17 protein-coding genes and 1 rRNA gene are annotated in these 18,067 nt (G+C 30.9%); 9 read left to right on the top strand and 9 right to left on the bottom strand.

Features of this window, described 5'->3' with window-relative positions; all coding sequences use genetic code 11:
• Positions 1–188: 188 nt before the first annotated feature.
• The 4 genes from rrf (at position 189) to BUC03_RS02705 (ending at position 2,884) form a co-directional block, all read left to right on the top strand.
• Positions 189–297: ribosomal RNA gene (rrf, locus tag BUC03_RS02725) — 5S ribosomal RNA — on the top strand.
• 308 nt (positions 298–605) lie between these two features.
• On the top strand, positions 606–1,175 hold the full coding sequence (locus BUC03_RS02715) for a sugar transferase (protein ID WP_073147963.1): 570 nt from the start codon (positions 606–608) through the stop codon (positions 1,173–1,175).
• 5 nt (positions 1,176–1,180) lie between these two features.
• Positions 1,181–2,326 carry a DegT/DnrJ/EryC1/StrS family aminotransferase gene (locus tag BUC03_RS02710; RefSeq protein WP_073147961.1) on the top strand — a complete coding sequence of 382 codons (1,146 nt, stop codon included), beginning with the start codon at positions 1,181–1,183 and terminating at the stop codon, positions 2,324–2,326.
• Between the two features lie 6 nt (positions 2,327–2,332).
• Positions 2,333–2,884, top strand: coding sequence for a nitroreductase family protein (locus BUC03_RS02705; protein WP_073147959.1), 552 nt, complete (start codon positions 2,333–2,335; stop codon positions 2,882–2,884).
• Here BUC03_RS02705 and BUC03_RS02700 read toward each other — a convergent pair.
• On the bottom strand, positions 2,881–3,381 hold the full coding sequence (locus BUC03_RS02700; protein WP_073148022.1) for a DUF456 domain-containing protein: 501 nt from the start codon (positions 3,379–3,381) through the stop codon (positions 2,881–2,883). The two genes, BUC03_RS02705 and BUC03_RS02700, sit on opposite strands and share 4 nt — an antisense overlap.
• Before the next feature lie 111 nt (positions 3,382–3,492).
• On the opposite strand from BUC03_RS02700, the gene BUC03_RS02695 reads away from it, so the two are divergent.
• The 4 genes from BUC03_RS02695 (at position 3,493) to BUC03_RS02680 (ending at position 7,158) form a co-directional block, all read left to right on the top strand.
• Complete coding sequence (locus BUC03_RS02695) at positions 3,493–3,855, top strand: BlaI/MecI/CopY family transcriptional regulator (RefSeq protein WP_073147957.1); 363 nt, start codon at positions 3,493–3,495, stop codon at positions 3,853–3,855.
• Positions 3,855–5,477 carry a M56 family metallopeptidase gene (locus tag BUC03_RS02690; RefSeq protein ID WP_073147955.1) on the top strand — a complete coding sequence of 541 codons (1,623 nt, stop codon included), beginning with the start codon at positions 3,855–3,857 and terminating at the stop codon, positions 5,475–5,477. Before BUC03_RS02695 ends, BUC03_RS02690 begins: the two co-directional genes overlap by 1 nt.
• A complete protein-coding gene (locus BUC03_RS02685; RefSeq protein ID WP_073147953.1) occupies positions 5,458–6,606 on the top strand; it encodes a tetratricopeptide repeat protein in 1,149 nt (382 codons plus the stop codon). Before BUC03_RS02690 ends, BUC03_RS02685 begins: the two co-directional genes overlap by 20 nt.
• A 75-nt stretch (positions 6,607–6,681) precedes the next feature.
• On the top strand, positions 6,682–7,158 hold the full coding sequence (locus BUC03_RS02680; RefSeq protein ID WP_073147951.1) for a hypothetical protein: 477 nt from the start codon (positions 6,682–6,684) through the stop codon (positions 7,156–7,158).
• Here BUC03_RS02680 and BUC03_RS02675 read toward each other — a convergent pair.
• The 3 genes from BUC03_RS02675 to BUC03_RS02665 form a co-directional block, all read right to left on the bottom strand.
• Positions 7,155–8,042: a hypothetical protein gene (locus tag BUC03_RS02675; RefSeq protein WP_073147949.1), complete on the bottom strand. Its 888-nt coding sequence runs from the start codon at positions 8,040–8,042 to the stop codon at positions 7,155–7,157. The two genes, BUC03_RS02680 and BUC03_RS02675, sit on opposite strands and share 4 nt — an antisense overlap.
• A gap of 77 nt (positions 8,043–8,119) precedes the next feature.
• Positions 8,120–9,250, bottom strand: a complete 1,131-nt coding sequence (locus BUC03_RS02670) for a glycosyltransferase (protein WP_073147947.1) — start codon at positions 9,248–9,250, stop codon at positions 8,120–8,122.
• Positions 9,238–10,179 carry a lysylphosphatidylglycerol synthase transmembrane domain-containing protein gene (locus BUC03_RS02665; RefSeq protein ID WP_159432691.1) on the bottom strand — a complete coding sequence of 314 codons (942 nt, stop codon included), beginning with the start codon at positions 10,177–10,179 and terminating at the stop codon, positions 9,238–9,240. Before BUC03_RS02665 ends, BUC03_RS02670 begins: the two co-directional genes overlap by 13 nt.
• 47 nt (positions 10,180–10,226) lie before the next feature.
• On the opposite strand from BUC03_RS02665, the gene ruvC reads away from it, so the two are divergent.
• A complete protein-coding gene (gene ruvC, locus BUC03_RS02660) occupies positions 10,227–10,778 on the top strand; it encodes a crossover junction endodeoxyribonuclease RuvC (protein WP_073147943.1) in 552 nt (183 codons plus the stop codon).
• Positions 10,779–10,826: 48 nt separating this feature from the next.
• On the opposite strand, the gene BUC03_RS02655 is transcribed toward ruvC, so the two are convergent.
• The 5 genes from BUC03_RS02655 to BUC03_RS02635 form a co-directional block, all read right to left on the bottom strand.
• Positions 10,827–12,851 (bottom strand): M3 family metallopeptidase, encoded by a 2,025-nt coding sequence (locus BUC03_RS02655; RefSeq protein ID WP_073147941.1) that lies wholly within the window; start codon positions 12,849–12,851, stop codon positions 10,827–10,829.
• Between the two features lie 288 nt (positions 12,852–13,139).
• Entirely contained in the window at positions 13,140–14,399 is a 1,260-nt protein-coding gene (locus tag BUC03_RS02650; protein WP_073147939.1) for a hypothetical protein, read from the bottom strand.
• Between the two features lie 75 nt (positions 14,400–14,474).
• Positions 14,475–15,962, bottom strand: a complete 1,488-nt coding sequence (locus BUC03_RS02645; protein WP_073147937.1) for a carboxypeptidase-like regulatory domain-containing protein — start codon at positions 15,960–15,962, stop codon at positions 14,475–14,477.
• Between the two features lie 227 nt (positions 15,963–16,189).
• Positions 16,190–16,678, bottom strand: a complete 489-nt coding sequence (purE, locus tag BUC03_RS02640) for a 5-(carboxyamino)imidazole ribonucleotide mutase (protein WP_073147935.1) — start codon at positions 16,676–16,678, stop codon at positions 16,190–16,192.
• 193 nt (positions 16,679–16,871) lie between these two features.
• On the bottom strand, positions 16,872–18,032 hold the full coding sequence (locus tag BUC03_RS02635) for a 5-(carboxyamino)imidazole ribonucleotide synthase (protein ID WP_073147933.1): 1,161 nt from the start codon (positions 18,030–18,032) through the stop codon (positions 16,872–16,874).
• Positions 18,033–18,067: the final 35 nt, after the last annotated feature.

The following is an 18,067-nucleotide window of genomic DNA, read 5'->3' as shown; positions in this document are numbered from 1 at the left end:
TAGGTGTAAAGGCAGTAATGTCATAGCCAAGTAGTACTAATAACCCGTATAGCTTATGCAGCCCCTAGCTTGTCTAGGGGCGCAAGATTGCCTAATTGATTTTCTTCTTATGTTAGAATTTTTGAATACTTTATTATTGTTATAGTATGTTAAGATATTAGTTCTTGTATAATAACAAGACCAAGAGCCAAGGTGGTTATAGCAACGGGGCTCACCTCTTCCCATTCCGAACAGAGAAGTTAAGCCCGTTAGCGCAGATGGTACTGCTTTTTGTGGGAGAGTATGTCGCCGCCTTCTTTTAAGACCCTTCATTTTTAATGAAGGGTCTTTTTTTTGTTTATAGTGTTACTATTGCGTTAGGGATAGCAACGGCATCCTTTTATTTTTTTGTGAAAAAGAATAAAAGATATAGTGGATTAGCCCGACCCAAAGGGAACGCCATTACTATCTTAAAAATTAATTTGTTTGGCACAGGAATTGAACTCTTTGATAGGTGCTAAATAATATAAGTATTTATACTAATCATTTAAAAAAAGCCTTCAGAATATTTTATATATTCTTAATTTTCTTACTTTCACACTTACACAATAGTAATAATACGAGCCTTGTATTTATCTACCTTTAAACCATTATTTGATTTTTTTTCAGCATTGTTTTTTTTGTTGATTGTAATGCCTATAGTTCTATTTATTACTATTTATCTTTCTATTTATTATTTTGGTAATCCTTTTTTTTTACAAAAGCGTATTGGGAAAAATGGAAATATATTTACTATTTATAAGTTTAAAACTATAGATTCTAAAAATGAGATTTCTTCTTTTTCTGCTTTTCTTAGAAAATATAAGTTTGATGAGTTGCCTCAATTATTTAACGTTTTGAAAGGGGAAATGTCTGTGGTAGGTCCAAGGCCAGATTTACCTGGTTATTATGATTTATTAAAGGGTAAAAACAGAAAAATTTTAAAACTTAAGCCTGGTTTAACTGGATATGCTTCGATAGTTTTTTTTAATGAAGAATATCTTTTGAATCAAGTGACTGATCCTGTAAAATATAATGATGAAATTATCTTTCCGAAGAAAATAAAATTGAACTTATGGTATTTTAATCATATTTCATTTATGCTTGATTTAAAAATTATTTTTAAAACATTAATTTTACCTTTCAAGAAGAACTAATAACTATGTCTAAAAATAAAATTTGGTTGTCTTCTCCACATATGGGAGGGAACGAATTGAAATATATTGAATCTGCTTTTGAAAATAATTGGATAGCTCCTTTAGGTCCGAATGTAGAAGGTTTTGAAGAAGATTTAAGAAAATATTTGGGTCACGACACAAAACAAGTAGCTTCTTTAAGTAGTGGTACAGCAGCCCTTCATTTAAGTTTAATTCTTTTGGGAATTAAACCTAACGATACTGTTATTTGTCAAAGTATGACTTTTTCTGCTTCAGCCAATCCTATTAAATATTTAGGTGCTAAACCTATTTTTATTGATAGTGAAATGGAAACATGGAATATGTGTCCAGATGCATTGCGTACTTGTATAGAATCTGAAATATGCGCAGATAATAAACCAAAAGCTGTTATATGTGTTCATTTATATGGTATGCCTGCTAAAATTTCAGAAATTAAAACTATTTGTGAAGAGTTTGATATTCCATTAATAGAAGACGCAGCAGAAGCATTAGGCTCTACTTATAAAAATGAAATGTGTGGTACTTTTGGCGAATTTGGAATACTATCTTTTAATGGTAATAAAATTATTACTACAAGTGGTGGTGGTGCATTAATTTGTGACTCTAAAGCAAGTAAAGAAAAAGCAGTTTTTCTTGCAACTCAAGCAAGAGATAAAGCTCCCCATTACCAACATTCTGAAGTAGGTTACAATTATAGGTTAAGTAATGTATGTGCTGGGATAGGTAGAGGGCAAATGGAGGTTTTAAATTCTCATATCTCTTTAAGAAGAAAGATGAATGATTTTTACCAAGATCTTTTTAAAGAAATTGAAGGAATTACAGTTTTTAAAGAACCAAATTCAGATTATTTCTCTAACCATTGGTTAAGTGCCATTATAGTAGATGCTACAAAAACCAAAAATAATTTTACTAGAGAAGATATAAGATTGGCTTTTGAAAAAGAAAATATAGAATCTAGACCATTATGGAAACCTATGCATTTACAACCAGTATTTAAAGATGCTTTGTATTTTGGAGGAACTGTTGCAGAAGATTTATTTAGAGACGGACTATGTTTACCTTCAGGTTCTAATCTAACCAATGATGATAGAGATAGAATTACAAAAGCGATTAAAAAATTATTTAAATAGAATTGTATGATTGAAGATATTATAAGAAATAGAAGATCTATTTTTCCTGCTCAGTATAATTCAATAGAAATTGAAAAAGAAACTATTGCAAAAATTTTAGAAGCTGCAAATTGGGCTCCTAGTCATAAAAAGACAGAACCTTGGAGGTTTAAAGTAATGCTAGGTGATAAACTTGTGCAGTTAGGCCAATTTTTAGCAGATAAATACAAAGAAACTACAGAAGATTTTTCAGAATTTAAATATAAAAAACTACAGAAAAACCCAACCAAGGCAAGTTGTGTAATTGCAATTTGTATGCAACGTGATCCAAAAGAAAGCGTACCAGAATGGGAAGAGGTTGCAGCTGTGGCAATGGCTGTACAAAATATGTGGTTAACAGCTGCTCATTATAACATTGGCGCATATTGGTCTTCACCTGGATTAATTAAAAATATGGATGAATTTTTCAGTTTCAAAGAAGGTGAAAAATGCTTAGGCTTTTTTTATATGGGTAACCATGATGAAACCAACTTTAAAAGTGAGCGTAAAGCATTAGAGAGTAAAGTAGAGTGGCTTTAAAACAAAATTTCTTGGTGCTCAATACATAAATAGATAAAAAGTCCAAGGTAAATAATAGCCACAAAGAGTTTCATAAAAGTTGAAGCTAAAAAGCCCATAAAAGAACCAAAAGCAGCTCTTAAAGCAATTTTAGAGCTGCTTTTGTTAAATATAAACTCTCCGATAAAAGCACCTACAAACGGACCAATTAAAAAGCCTAGCGGAATTGGAATAAAAATACCTACAATTAAGCCTACTGTGGTACCAATGGCTCCGGCTTTACTACCCCCATATTTTTTGGTTCCGGCCGCCGGAATAATATAATCTAAAATAAAAATGAGTATAGCTATAAAAAACGTAGCGCCCAGTAACCAGTAATTCCACTTCATTCCATCCACAAAATAGAGTAGTAATAACCCTAACCAACTAATTGGCGGTCCTGGTAAAATGGGCAATACACTTCCAACTATTCCTACAATACATAGTATAAACCCTAAAACTATTAATATAATATCCATCTGAAATTTTCTTCTAAAATAAGCATTTTTAAATTTTAACAACTAAAATCTTAGTTTAAACTAAAGTTTTAGTTATATTAGTTTTATTAAACTAAATAATTAGTTGAAAAAATGAAAGAACTTACCAAAGCAGAAGAAGAAATTATGCAACTCTTATGGCGATTAGAAGAGGCCAATGTTGCAACTTTAATAGAAGAAATGCCAGAACCTAAACCTGCTTATAATACAGTTTCTACCATTGTTAGAATATTAGAAAGTAAGAATTTTGTAGGATTTCGAAAAAAGGGGAGAGGTCATATTTATTATCCGTTAATAGAAAAAGACAGTTACAGTAAATTCTCGATGACGAAACTGCTGAATAATTATTTCGATGGTTCTGTAAAAAGTATGCTTTCTTTTTTTGTGAAGAAAAACGATTTAAGTATTCGAGAGTTAGAAGAAGTTCTTTCAGAAATTAATAAAAACAAAAAGTAATGGTTACCTATATCGTTCAGTTAAGTGTTTTTTTACTTCTATTTTGGGGAGTTTACGAGCTGTTTTTAAAAAAAGAAACTTTTTTTACTTACAATCGTTGGTATTTGTTGCTTACGCCTATCATTTCAGCATTATTACCATTTTTAAGTTTTAATATATTAGAGAGTTATGCAGTAGAAGCACAACAAATGGTTCAGTTGCCTGCAGTGTTTATTGGTGATCCTGTGGTTCAAGAAACCCCAAATGAGACAGTCAGTAACGTAACTACTTCTATAAGTTTTTTAGAGAAATATGCTTGGTGGTTAGCTTACGGTTTAGGAGTATTGTTTAGTCTTTTGGTATTTATTAAAAAGGTTATTCAGTTTCAACAATTCAGAAAGCAAGGTAAAGTCTCTTATTTAAACGATTTAAAACTTATTGAAGTTGAAAATAGCTCGAAGGCTTGCACCTTTTTCAAAACTATTTATTTAGGAAGTGATCTAGCGGAAACCGAAAAGGTCCAAATTTTAAAACACGAGCAAGTTCATGCGCAACAATACCATAGTTTAGACTTGTTGTTTTTCGAAATTTTAAAAATCGCTATTTGGTTTAATCCGGTGGTGTATTTATACCAAAGGCAAATCACCAATTTACATGAATACATTGCCGATGCAGAAGCTACTAAAAATTCAGATAAAAAATCGTATTACGAAAGTTTACTTAAGGTAGCTTTTGGGAGCGAACAAATATCATTCATTCATCAATTTTTTAATCATTCATTAATCAAAAAACGAATACTTATGTTACAAAAATCAAAATCGGCAAGAGCCGCCAAATTTAAATTTTTAATTCTGATTCCATTAATCTTTGCGATGCTTACGTATGTGTCTTGTTCAGATAGTAATAGTCTAACTCAAGATAGTGGAATAGAAACATCAACAATTTCAGATTTATCTGAAAAAGACGCCTTGTTAGTACATCAGTTAGTAGACGAATTAGAAATAATGGTAGAAAATGGAAGTTCTCTTATTGATATTGCTAAAACTTTTGTGATAGTAAAAGAGGGGAATATAAAATCTGAAGAGGAATACTATAGGTTTCTTATTTTTATGAATTTGACAAAAAACAATAGAGATATAGAAAATAGAGGTTTTGATAAAGAGGAATTCATAGAAGATTTTGATGCAAAATGGAAAGAGAGATATATATCTTATCAAGATTATGTAGCTTACCGAAAAACCCAAGAAAAAGAAGAACCAAAAACTTCTTTAGAAACTGTACCATTCACAGCTATTGAAACTGTACCTGTTTTTCCTGGTTGCGAAGGTCTAGATAAAGATGCTGCCAAAAAATGCTTGAGTACTAATATAAGTCTTGTTTTAAACGAAAATTTTAATAGCAATAATTTAAAACCTTATGCTCAAAAAGGAGTAAATAGAATTTATGTAAGGTTTGCCATTAGTAAAGAAGGTACAATTGAAGATATTGAAGCAAGAGCATCTTCGCCAGAATTAGCAGACGAGGCAAAAAGAGTCGTTGCTTTACTACCTAAAATGGAACCTGGGAAACAAGATGGAGAAGCTGTAAATGTTCTGTATTATTTACCTATATCTTTTCAAGTAGATGAAGATACTTCTAATTAATATTATTTGTTTTTTATGCCTAAAAGCCGAAGCACAAACTTCGGCTTTAAAACTTGCCGATAGTTTATATCAACTAGGTAACTATCAAAAAGCGATAGAGCTTTATCAAAATTCTTCATCAACTTCTGCGGTAACCTATCAAAAAATTGCCCAAGCTTACCAAGCCACAGGAAATATTGGTTTAGCGATTAAAAATTATGAAAAGGCAATTCAGCTAGATCAAAAATTAATCATTGCGAAAAGCAATTTGGGAAAGTTATATTACCAAACAAGTAAATTTCAACTTGCCGATAGTTTGTTTAAAGAACTTACCTATCAATTTCCAGAAAATCCAGATTTTTATTACAGATTAGCTTTAGCAAAAGATCAATTAAATGATAGTACTGCTGTTTTAAATTTTCAAAAAGTCTTACAGATAGATAAAAACCATCAGCAAGCTTTATATGCCATAGCTAAACATAAATATTCGGATAAAGAGTATGAAGAAGTAGAAAAAATAGGAGAGCAGGCTCTATCTTCTTACCCAGAAAATACTAAAATGATTAGCTTATTAGGGAAAAATGCAATAGCTCAAAAAAATATTTTGTTAGCTAAAAGTAGGTTTGAACAATTATTAAAGCTGAATAAAAAAACTGTTTTTACTCATTTTAATTTAGGGACTTGTTATTTTATTTTAAAAGAGTACAAAAAAGCTTATCAGCAATTTGTAGAAGTAATTCAGTTAGAAAAAAATAATCAGCAAGCATTATTATATGCAGGAAAAAGTTTAAATGAATTAAAACGTTACTCAGAGGCAGAAGAGTTTTTAAAATTGGCAGTTTTATTAGCAGATCAGCCAGTAGATGATTATTACACCAATTACGCAATAAGCTTACAAAACCAAAAGAAATTTAAATTAGCCATAGATAATTTTAAAATAGCTTTAGAAGAATACTCTCAAAATTACCGAGCACAATATGAATTGGCAATTTGTGTAGATAATTATTATAAAGATTTACAAACTAAAATAAATTATTATGAGCTTTTTCTTCGGAAATTTGAAAATGAGAAGAAAGCAAAGTATTATGTATATCTAGCAAAAAATAGATTAAGTGATTTGCACGTTAGTAATCATCTTACAAAAAACTAAATGTTTATAAAGTTGTTATTAAAATAAAAGTAAAATAGTAAGTATGCTTTGTAAAGAATACTTAATTTTACTTCTATGAAGTATAGTTACCTTTTGCTGTTACTTTTTTGTTTAGGTTGCCAAAACTTTGAAACCAAGAAAATTTCTTCTGATGAAATTGTAGAAGAAGAGTTAAAAGAATTTAATTGGACAGAGGTAGAGGTATATCCTTCTTTTAAAATATGTGAGCCTATAGATAATAAACAAGAGAAAAAATCTTGTTTTGAAAAATTATTTACGCAAAAAATTTATACTTCTCTTTCACAAAAAAAGGTAATTCTTTCAGATTCTATAGAAGAAAAAATGATGTTGTTTATTTCTATTTCTTCTAACGGAAAACCTAATTTAGATTCTGTAGAGGTTTCTACATTTATACAAGAAAAAATACCAGAACTTCATAAGTGGTTAGAGGTTTCTGTAAATGAACTTCCAAAAATATACCCCGCTAGAAAGCGAGGTATACCTGTAAAAACATCATTTAAATTACCATTGGTAATCTCTTCTCAAGATTAAAGATCAAATTTTAGTCCTGCTGTAAAATCTATAGGAAACTCTCCATTATCATCTATACCAAGTGCAACAAAATCATTATAGCTTAAGGTTAAATAACTACCTTCTGCAATTTTTATAGCCATACCTACTCCAAAACTAATAGGTAAATCCATACCAAAGTCATTTATACTTTCTTCTTCTGTAGCAACTCCAGTTTCTAAATTATTAATATATCTAGGCTCTTCGTAATAATAAACCTCTACTAATTCTGCTTCTGCATAAAAATGAAACCATTCTGAATTTATAATTTTAAAACGGTAATTTATACTTAAACCTGTATGAGTAAATTGATATGAATCTTTTTCAAAAACATGTCTTAATTGCGTAAATATAGAATGACGGTTAAGTTTTTTACTACTGAAAAATTCTAATTCTAATCCAGCAACAGAAGTTGTTTCATTATCTGGATTTGGAGAATATATAGCATTAGTAACTCCACCAAAAAGGCCTAATCTTACTTGTGCATTTACAGTATCTACTTTAGGCTCATAAGTTCTATCTAAACTTGCATTGTGGCTGTTTACATATTTTTTTAAGCTACCAAGAGTAAGTTTTACATTATCGGTAGGAAAACCAGTTTCTGGGGTTATATTATTTAAAATTTCTTTGTATTCAGATTGAAATTTGTTTTTTTCTCCTCCTCTTGTGTTGGTAAGCTCGTAAGTTTTATCTTTTTTTACCACAAAATACCTGTATTTCCCATCAATAGTATTCCATAATAAAGTGATATCTCCTTCAACAGCAGTAAATAGCTCTAAATTTTCATTATCAATAGTAAATTGTTTTTGAGCGTACATACTAACGCTTACTACGGCAAAGCAAATAATTGCTATAAATTTTTTCATGAAAGGAGTTTTTATTTAGAGGTAAAAATAATCAATTTTTAATGAGAGAGTGTATTTAAAGCTTCAAATTCAAGTAGTTATTGCTTAAAAGATCTTCCCTTCCATTCATAGCTTTTAAAAAATGATAAAATACAACACATTAGTATAAATAAAGGATGAAAAAAAGCTACGGTTACATAACTTTTCATAAGTTCTTCTTGGTGATAAAACCTAGCAGTTTGGTGTAAAACAAAGAAATCTATATTTAATTTAATAGCAAATAGTACCAAAAATGCTTGCCAAGAAGTAATATTAGCCAAAGCAAGTACCAACATAAGTAATATTAATAAATTCATTAAAAACACTAAAATAGCAGTTAACCTGCTGTGTTTATTTTGGTAAGCAGAGGTTTTTGAAGCCCAACGTATTCTTTGTTGGATTAATGCTCTCCAAGATTGGGGAGGTAATGTTTTTACACTCGCTTTATAATTTGCTACGTATTGCATTTTAGCTTTTACTTTCACCATTTTTTCTAATAGAAAAATATCATCTCCGCTGGCTATTTGTGTATTCTCTTGGTAACCGTTTACGTTTAAAAATGCTTTTTTCTGAAAACATAAATTAGCACCGTTACACAAAAAGGGATGGTTATTTCCAAATCCTGCTAAAGTAGCAGCTTGTAAACTTAAAAAATCTAAAGACTGAAATCTATTTAAAAAAGTAGAAGAAGCTTTGTAAATTACAGGTCCCGCAATAAATTCAGATTTTTCTTTTACTATACAAGTATTAAAATATTGTAACCAGTTTTTAGGCAATTTACAATCTGCATCTGTAGTAATTAAATAAGCGTAGTTTGCATGCAAAATAGCTTTAAGTAATGCTTCTTTCTTGGGAGAAGTTGCTTTTTCATTATTTTGAAGCAAACTTATAGATAATGAGTTATTCTCTCTAATAAAATCATGAACAATTTGTTCAGAATGATCTGTAGAACAATCATTAATTAGTAAAACTTCATAGAAATTACAAGGGTAGTTTAGTAAGCGTATACTTTCTAAAAGACTTGGTAAATTTTCAGCTTCATTTCTAAACGGAATACAAATAGAAAATTTTACTTCCTCTTTTTCAAAAGTGTCTTTTATGGTTTTTAATTGTTTAATTCCTATTAAAAACCAAATCATTAATCCGCAATATAATAGTGTGACAAGACCGGCAATAATTACAATTTCCATAAAAATGAATTCAGATTAAATTTTAGGTTAGATTTAAAATGGAATATATAAAAACTACCGATTACAGCAGGCAATGCAAAATTGAATATCCACATAAGTAAGCTTGTTATTAAAATAGAAACTTCATCTATATTAAAAAAAGAAAATAAAAATATTGCCACTCCTCCTTTTATTACTGCATCTAAAAAGAAAATACTTGGTACAAGAGAGGCAAATAAATACATAGATGTTATACAAGACATTGCGGTAAAATAGTCTATCTCTACTTGAAAAATAATTAGCAAAAAATAAAATTGATGACTAAATATTAAGTAGCGTAAAAACGATAGTAAGGTTACTTTTACTTTAATAGATGTGTTTAATTGTTTTAATACACGTTTGGTTGTATCTATTTGTCTAGAAAATATAGAGAATTTTTTTATAAAATAAAGCAAAGCACAAAAGCTTAAAATAAAAACAATAAACTTTACTAAAGAAAAATAATGCAATAAATCTGGAGATTTTCTAACCAAATAAAAAATACCTAAACCTCCTAAAGTTATAGTGGTTAATAACTGTGCTAAATTGCCAAAAGCATTTAAAAAAACAATTTTTTTCCAATCTTTATTTTTATAAAACAAAGATTTAACTCCATACTCACCAATTCTATTTGGGGTTAAAATACTAATAGAATGAGACATTAAAACTTGCCGTAAACTTTCTTTCAAAGAGATATTTTTAAAAAAAGCAATTAAATTTTTCCATTTTATAACTTCTAAAAACCAATTAACTCCAGTAAAAATTAATAACAAAACTATCCACTTAAAGTGTAATAGAGGAAATATTATAGAGAAAGAAGCTTTATTAACCGCTTGGTGCGTATAAATTTTATAATAAATAAAAAAACAAATGGCAGAAACTAAAGCTACTTTAAAAAGTAGTAAAAACAATTGCTTAGTTTTGTGAGAGCGCATATGCAAAGAAACAAATATTTAGTTTGAAAACAGAAAAAATCATCTTAGGGATTGATCCCGGTACTACCATTATGGGGTTTGGATTAATTAAAGTAGTAGGTAAGCAAATGCAGTTTATGCAATTAAACGAGTTGATGCTGAAAAAGTATGACGATCACTATGTAAAATTAAAGCTGATTTTTGAACGTACTATAGATTTAATTGAAACCTATCACCCAGATGAAATTGCTATTGAAGCGCCATTTTTTGGTAAAAATGTGCAGTCTATGCTAAAGTTGGGTAGAGCGCAAGGCGTGGCAATGGCAGCTGGTTTAAGTAGAGATATACCTGTTACAGAATATTCGCCTAAAAAAATTAAAATGGCGATCACGGGTAATGGTAATGCAAGTAAAGAGCAAGTAGCAAAGATGCTGCAAAGTACTTTGAAGCTAAAAAGTTTACCTAAAAATCTAGACTCTACAGACGGATTGGCTGCTGCAGTTTGTCATTTTTATAATTCAAGTCGTGTAGAAACTGGAAAAAGTTATTCTGGTTGGGCTTCTTTTGTAAGTAAAAATCCAGATAAAGTAAAATAAAAAATCCCGAACAAGTCTGTTCGGGATTTTTTATACTAAGATTTATAATTAAATCAGCCCTGCTCGTTTTAATAAAGCTTCCGGATTTGGTTCTTTTCCGCGGAAACGTTTATATAAAACCATTGGGTCTTCTGTGCCACCTTTGCTTAAAATATTATCTTTAAATTTATCGGCTACTTTTTTGTTAAAAATTCCTTCTTCCTGAAAATACGCAAATGCATCGGCATCTAACACTTCTGCCCATTTGTAAGAATAATAACCTGCAGAATAACCACCTTGAAAAATATGAGAGAACGAAGTACTCATACAGTTTTCGGCAACGTCAGGATATAATTTTGTCGCTTCAAAAGCTTTTAATTCATTTTCTTTTACAGAATTGATTGCTGAAGGATCGACAGCGTGCCAAGCCATATCTAACATTCCGAAACTTAGCTGGCGAACGGTTTGCATCCCTTCGTGAAAGTTAGCCGATTTTTTAATCTTCTCGATCATTTCCATCGGGATCACTTCATTGGTTTCATAATGGCGCGCAAATAGTTCTAATGCTTCTGGCTCGTAGCACCAGTTTTCTAAAACTTGGCTCGGTAATTCTACAAAATCCCAATAGACTGAAGCTCCAGATAAACTTGGGTAGGTGGAGTTAGCCAACATCCCGTGTAAGCCGTGACCAAACTCGTGAAATAAAGTAGTAACTTCATTAAACGTTAATAGAGATGGTTTTTTAGAAGTTGGTCGCGTAAAATTACAAACGTTAGAAACATGCGGACGCTCATTTTTACCGTCTTTCACTTTTTGGTCTTTATAAATGGTCATCCAAGCGCCATTTCTTTTGCCTTCTCTTGGGTGAAAATCGGCATAAAATAGAGCCATAAAGTTATGATCACCATCGTAAACCTCGTAAGTTTTTACTTCTTCGTGGTATTTATCTATGTCGAAAACTTCATTAAAATGAAGATCATATAATTTTTTGGCTACCGTAAAAACTCCGTGGATTACATTGTCAAGTTTAAAATAAGGTTTCAATTGTTCATCATCTAGCTGAAAACGCTTTTGCTTCAACTTTTCAGCATAATAAGCGCTGTCCCATTTTTCTAAATGATCAATGCCGTCTAATTCTTTAGCAAATTGCTCTAATTCTTGAAATTCTTGTTCTGCAGCAGGTTTTGCTTTTTCAAGCATTTCATTTAAAAAGTCATTTACTTTTTCAGGGCTTTTTGCCATTCGCTCTTCTAAGACAAAATGCGCGTGGGTTTTATAACCTAACAAATTAGCACGCTGGTGACGCAGTTTTGCAATCTTTAATACATTTTCTTGATTGTCGTATTCGTCATTCTGAAAACCTTTCGCTCCAAAAGCAATTGCTAACTTTTTACGCAGTTCTCGGTTTTCTGCATACTTCATAAACGGAATATAACTCGGGTATTGAAGCGTAAAAATATAGCCGGTTTTTCCTTTGGTTTTGGCTAATAAATTAGCATTTTCTAATTCGCTTTCCGGTAAACCTTTTAAGTCTTTTTCGTCTTCAACGTGCAGTTCATAACGATTGGTTTCTGCTAAAACATTTTCACCAAAAGAAAGTGAAAGTTTAGAAAGCTCTTTGTCAATTTCTCGAAGTTGCTCTTTTTTATCTTCTGGTAAATTAGCTCCGTTTCTGGTGAAACTCTTGTAGTGTTTATCGAGCAGTGTTTTTTGTTCTACACTCAGTTCTAAGCTGTCTTTTTGCTCGTAAACAGCTTTAACGCGCTTAAAAAGCTCTTCATTTAAGGTGAGATCATTACTAAATTCACTTAACCAAGGAGAAACTTCTTGCGCTATTTTCTGAATTTCTTCATTCGTTTCAGCCGAATTTAAGTTGAAAAATATGCTCGAAACTCGACTTAAGGTTTCACCTGCAAATTCTAAAGCTTCTAAGGTATTCTTAAAAGTTGGTGCTTCTTCGTTAGAAGTAATGTTATTGATTTCGGCTTTTGCTTTGGCAATAGCTTCTTGAAAAGCCGGTTTAAAATGTTCGTTTTTTATCTTAGAAAATGGAGCAGCATCAAAAGGCTCCAATAAAGGGTTTTCCTGACTCATAATTTATTTTTCTGTACAAACGTAAAGATACAAAGAGTAGGAGAGTTGCGGTCTTAAATTTTAGTCAAAAAAAGGTTAGAATTTTATATATAAAATATATTTGTAAACGCTATAAAACTGTTTAGTTGATGAAGTTTTTATAATCCTAAATTAATAGATTATGACTTTTTTAGAAATTTTTCTCTATTGTATTATACCAGGTATAATTGGTGGACAACTTGCAAGGTGGTTGTATTTTAAATTTATGATTAAAAATAAGAGATAACGATTTTTTTATTTGCTGAATTTTTAATGGTTTTCTTCAAAAGTAATTTCGGTTAACTCTAAACCTTGTCCTTCCAAGAGTAGAGTAGTAGTAACTTTATCATTTGCTTTAAGCCATTTATCATTAACAAACTTCATTCGGTAATCTCGATGTAAGTAATTGTATTCTCCATTTTTAATAGAAAAATATTTAGGAATGTATTTTCCATTTGTTTTATGGATATATCCAAAAGTTACCTCGTGCTTATTCTTTTTTATTGCTGCACCTAATACTAATTTAAGATTTATATTTTCAAGACTTTTACCATCAACAAGTTGAAAGTTCCCTTTTAATAGTCCAAAATCTTCAACAGAAACAAAAAGTTGACCTTCCACTTTTTTATGATTTCTTTCCGGAGAAAAACTTAAGTGATAGTATAGGTTATCATCAAGTTGTACTGTTTTTTCAATAAAGAAATCATAATCGTCACTGTTCTTTAAAAAATCATATTCAAGAGGATTTAAAATATTTTTTTGATACCAGTCTTTTTTGAAATAATTTTTCTCGTTGTTATCATTAGTTTCGTCGCTTACTTTATAAGAACGTTCAAAAGGAATTGCACCAGATTTTACTTTATAGTTAAGGTCGGTATTTAAAAATGGAATAAGAGCTTTCTCTAAGGTGTAACTCCAAGTAATAACACTTAAAGGATCGTGAGATGTCCTGAAAAACTTTGTATCTCCAATTTTTTTAATTTTAGGACGGTCGTATGGTAACTGTTTAAATAAAAATGTGTAAGATTTTCTACTTAAATGTGTAGTATTATTCATACTGTCTATATACTTCTCTAAACGTTCTTCAAATTGTTTTCTATTGTCTTTTTCTAATATTAGCGTAAGTTTTTTAGCCTTTATGTCAAATTGTTCAAACTCGTAAGTTCTTGTTTCTGTTTTGTGTATTTTAAAATTTAGAGAATCTAACTTATAGTTTTTAAGAATATTTTTTTTGGCTTTTTCAATAATTTCACGAGCTGTTAGGGCTTTATCTACAATGAAAACGCTTTCTAAGGTTTGAATCTCTTCATCTAAAAAAATAGAATCTTTATGAGAGAGTTTTTCTATAGAGAGGTAGTTTGTTCTGTAACCAATAGCAGTAAGTTTAATGCTATCCGACTTTTTTAAATCTTTAGTATTTAAATCAAGTATTCCTTTACTATTGGAAAAGCCAATAATCTTGTGGTTTAAAAATATTTGAGCATACGCAATGGGAGCTTTAGATTGTTTATGTCCTATGAAAACTTCCATTTCTTGTGCTATGATCGAAGTTGATATCAAACAAAAGAAAGAGATGAACAAAGAAAATTTAATCTTCATACATAATTAAAATTCAAATTCTTCTAACTCTTGATTAGGAGAAATAATATTGTAACCTTCCCAAACTGTAGCATCGTATTTTTTAATGTAGTCTAGTTTTTGGCCTTTGTTTTCTTCGGTGCTATTAAATTGTTCTGAAGTTATCGGTGAAGAGTTCACAAACAAAATCTCGTGGTTCGTATTAGATTGATTTTCGACAAGCATTTCAAACTTAAATTTGATTCGCTTAGAACGGTCATCCGTATTTTCTTTAAATTTAAAACTACGATTTAAGTAAACATATTGGTTGGTTTCACTTTTAACATAAACAGGATCGTAGGTGTTATTTTCATTCTTTTTGAAAATGATTAAGCCGGTGTCTTTCGTTTGCTCAGCTTTGATCCCTAATAAAAATTTAAGATTGATACCAGAAGCTTTTTCGCCTTCTTCTAAATGATATTCTGCTTTAATGATCGCAAAACTTTCAGCAGAAACGTAAAGTTTACCTAAATAATCGGCACGACCACGATCAGGTTCAAACGATAAAATATACACCATTTCTCCGTTAAAACTGGTGATATCTTCAATAGTATACACATAATCTTCGTACTCGCTTACAAAATCAAAATCATCCAAATTTAATTTGTCATTATATTTAAAATAATCTACATAACTTTCTTTGAGATTTTTGGTGTAAATAGAATCACTTTTTTTGGTTTTTACTTTAAAGTTTTTTCCAACTTTTAAAGAATCGTCTATCGGTATAATTCCGCTTTTTACTTTAAAAGTATTTTCGCTGTTAAGATTCTGACCTATTTTTTTCATTACTTCCGAAGAAAAACCTTCTACATCACTCGATTGTGTGGTATCTTTTAAAACGGTAGCTTTTTGAATATCGATTTTTAGACTGTCTATTTTTTTACCCAACGAAACACGAATAAATTTTTCTGAATACGATTTTGAAGTAACATTCTTGCTCTTTTTCAATAATTCTTCTAATTCACTGTTGAATTTTTTAGTGACTTTTTTATCTAAAAAAGTAGCCTTGTTAATTTCAAAATCGGCATCGAGAATTTCATTGTCGCTTTCATTTCTAATAAATAGGTCGTACTGTCTTAAGCTATAGTTGTAGTTTTTAGGTAAATTCTCATTCACCTTTGCCAAAATTTCTTGCGGAGAAAGTTTTTTGTTGATCAAATAAACATCTTCTAATTCACTTACATCTTCTTTTAAATAAATAATCGTGTCTTGTACAAAATCTTTCAACGCAATTCGCATCGATTGATAACCTAAAGATGAAAAACGAAGCGAGTCTCTCTCAGTAAAACGATCGACGTTAATTTGAAATTCACCTTCGTTATTAGTGATGACACCGTAGTTTTTCCCAATTTCTACAGAAGTGTAAGGAATACTTTCATTGGTTTCTTTACTAAAAAGCGAACCCGATAGATTTTGAGCAGCTAAGGGTAGAAAAAATAAAAAAGTTAGTACAAGCGGTAAGTAAGTTTTAAGCATAATTGAAGTTGAATATATAACTTCTATAAATATGCAAAAAATCTTTGAATGTTGGGGCTGTTAAAACAAAAACCTTCTCTAACTGAGAAGGTTTTTGTTTTTTAAATAAGTACGTCAACCTGAACTTGATTCAGGTTCTCAACTCAAAGCATGGTGAGATTCCGGATCAAGTCCGGAATGACGTTCATTTCAATTATTACGAATTAGTAGAATAAAAAAAATCCTACTTACTTCTTTTTCATTTCTTCAGCACCTTGAATCACTTTTTGTTTAAGGCCTTCTTTGTAAACTAAAATTTTATCTAGTACACATTTATCTGCAGCACCAATAATTTGCGCAGCAAGAATCCCAGCATTTTTAGCTCCGTCTAAAGCAACCGTTGCTACCGGAACGCCACCTGGCATTTGTAAAATAGAAAGTACAGAATCCCAACCATCAATAGAGTTTCTAGACTTTACAGGAACACCAATCACTGGTAACGGAGAAAGAGAGGCAATCATCCCAGGTAGGTGAGCTGCACCGCCAGCACCGGCGATAATAACTTTAAAACCACGTTCGTGTGCATTTTTACCGTAGTCGAATAATTTTTCTGGAGTTCTGTGAGCCGAGACAATATCTACTTCTACCTCAATATCAAAACCTTTTAAAATATCTACTGCTTCTTGCATTACAGGAAGATCACTTGTGCTTCCCATAATAATACCTACTTTACTCATATTTTTATTTTTTTGCTTTTGGCTCTTTAAAATTAGCCTTAAGCTTTTATTAATTTTATAATTTTCTCGTCATTCCGGACTTGATCCGGAATCTCATAGAGGGTATTTAAAAAATAACTTAAAATGATGTGATCCTGAATAAAGTTCAGGATGACGTTACATTTATCAACCTCTAACCTCTAACCTCTAACCTCTAACTCTTACTAATTACTTTAATTTCTTTCTTTACTTCTTCTGCAATTTTTCTAGCCTCGCTTAAATCTTTATTTACAATGGTTACGTGTCCCATTTTTCTAAACGGTCTCGTTTGTTTTTTACCGTAAATGTGTGGAGTAACTCCAGGCATTTGCATAATTTTCTCAATGTTTTGGTAATGTACTTGGCCTTCGTGATTTTCATCTCCCACTAAATTTACCATCACACCACCAACTTTACTTTCCGTTTCACCCAACGGCAAATCTAAAATCGCACGAAGGTGTTGCTCAAACTGATTGGTAAAACTCGCTTCAATACTATAATGACCGCTATTGTGGGGTCTTGGTGCAACTTCATTCACTAAAATTTCATCCTCTTCTGTTTGGAACATTTCTACAGCCAATAAACCTACGTGCTCAAAACTTTCAGAAACTTTTGTAGCAATAGCTCTTGCTTTTTCTGCCACGTGATTTTCAATTCTTGCAGGACAAATTACATATTCTACTTGGTTGGCTTCTGGGTGAAATTCCATTTCTACTACCGGATATGTTTTTACTTCTCCAGATACATTTCTAGAAACAATTACAGCCAATTCATTTTTAAACGGAATCATTTTTTCTGCAATACAAGAAGCCTCTGGTAAGCCAGTTAAATCTTCTTCTTTTCTAATTACAGAAACCCCTTTACCATCATAACCACCCGTACAACTTTTCCAAACAAATGGGTATTGCCATTCGTTTTTAGCAATAGCTTTAGTTAAATCGGTTTTGCTAGTAAATACATTAAAATCTGCCGTTGGTATTTCTTTTTCGGCATAAAATTGTTTTTGTACACCTTTATCTTGAATTTTACGTAAGGTAGCAGCAGAAGGGTAAACCTTTTTGCCTTCACTCTCTAACTTCTCTAAAGCATCTACGTTAACCAGTTCAATCTCAAATGTTAACACATCTACTTTTCTACCAAAATTCACCACGGTATCAAAGTCCATCAAATCTCCTTGCTCAAAAACATCACAAGCAATTTTACAAGGCGCTTCTGTACTTGGGTCTAGTACATAGGTTTTTATATCGTATTTGCGCGTGTCATACAACATCATTTTACCTAATTGCCCACCGCCTAAAATACCTAGTTTAAAATCTGAAGAAAAATAATTATGCATACGTTTTTTATATTCAATGATTATGGGCGTTTCCC

The sequence above is a fragment of the Mesonia phycicola genome (genome assembly GCF_900141885.1).
In the GTDB taxonomy this organism is placed as follows: Bacteria; Bacteroidota; Bacteroidia; order Flavobacteriales; family Flavobacteriaceae; genus Mesonia; species Mesonia phycicola.
This window is presented reverse-complemented; position numbering and strand designations above follow the sequence as displayed.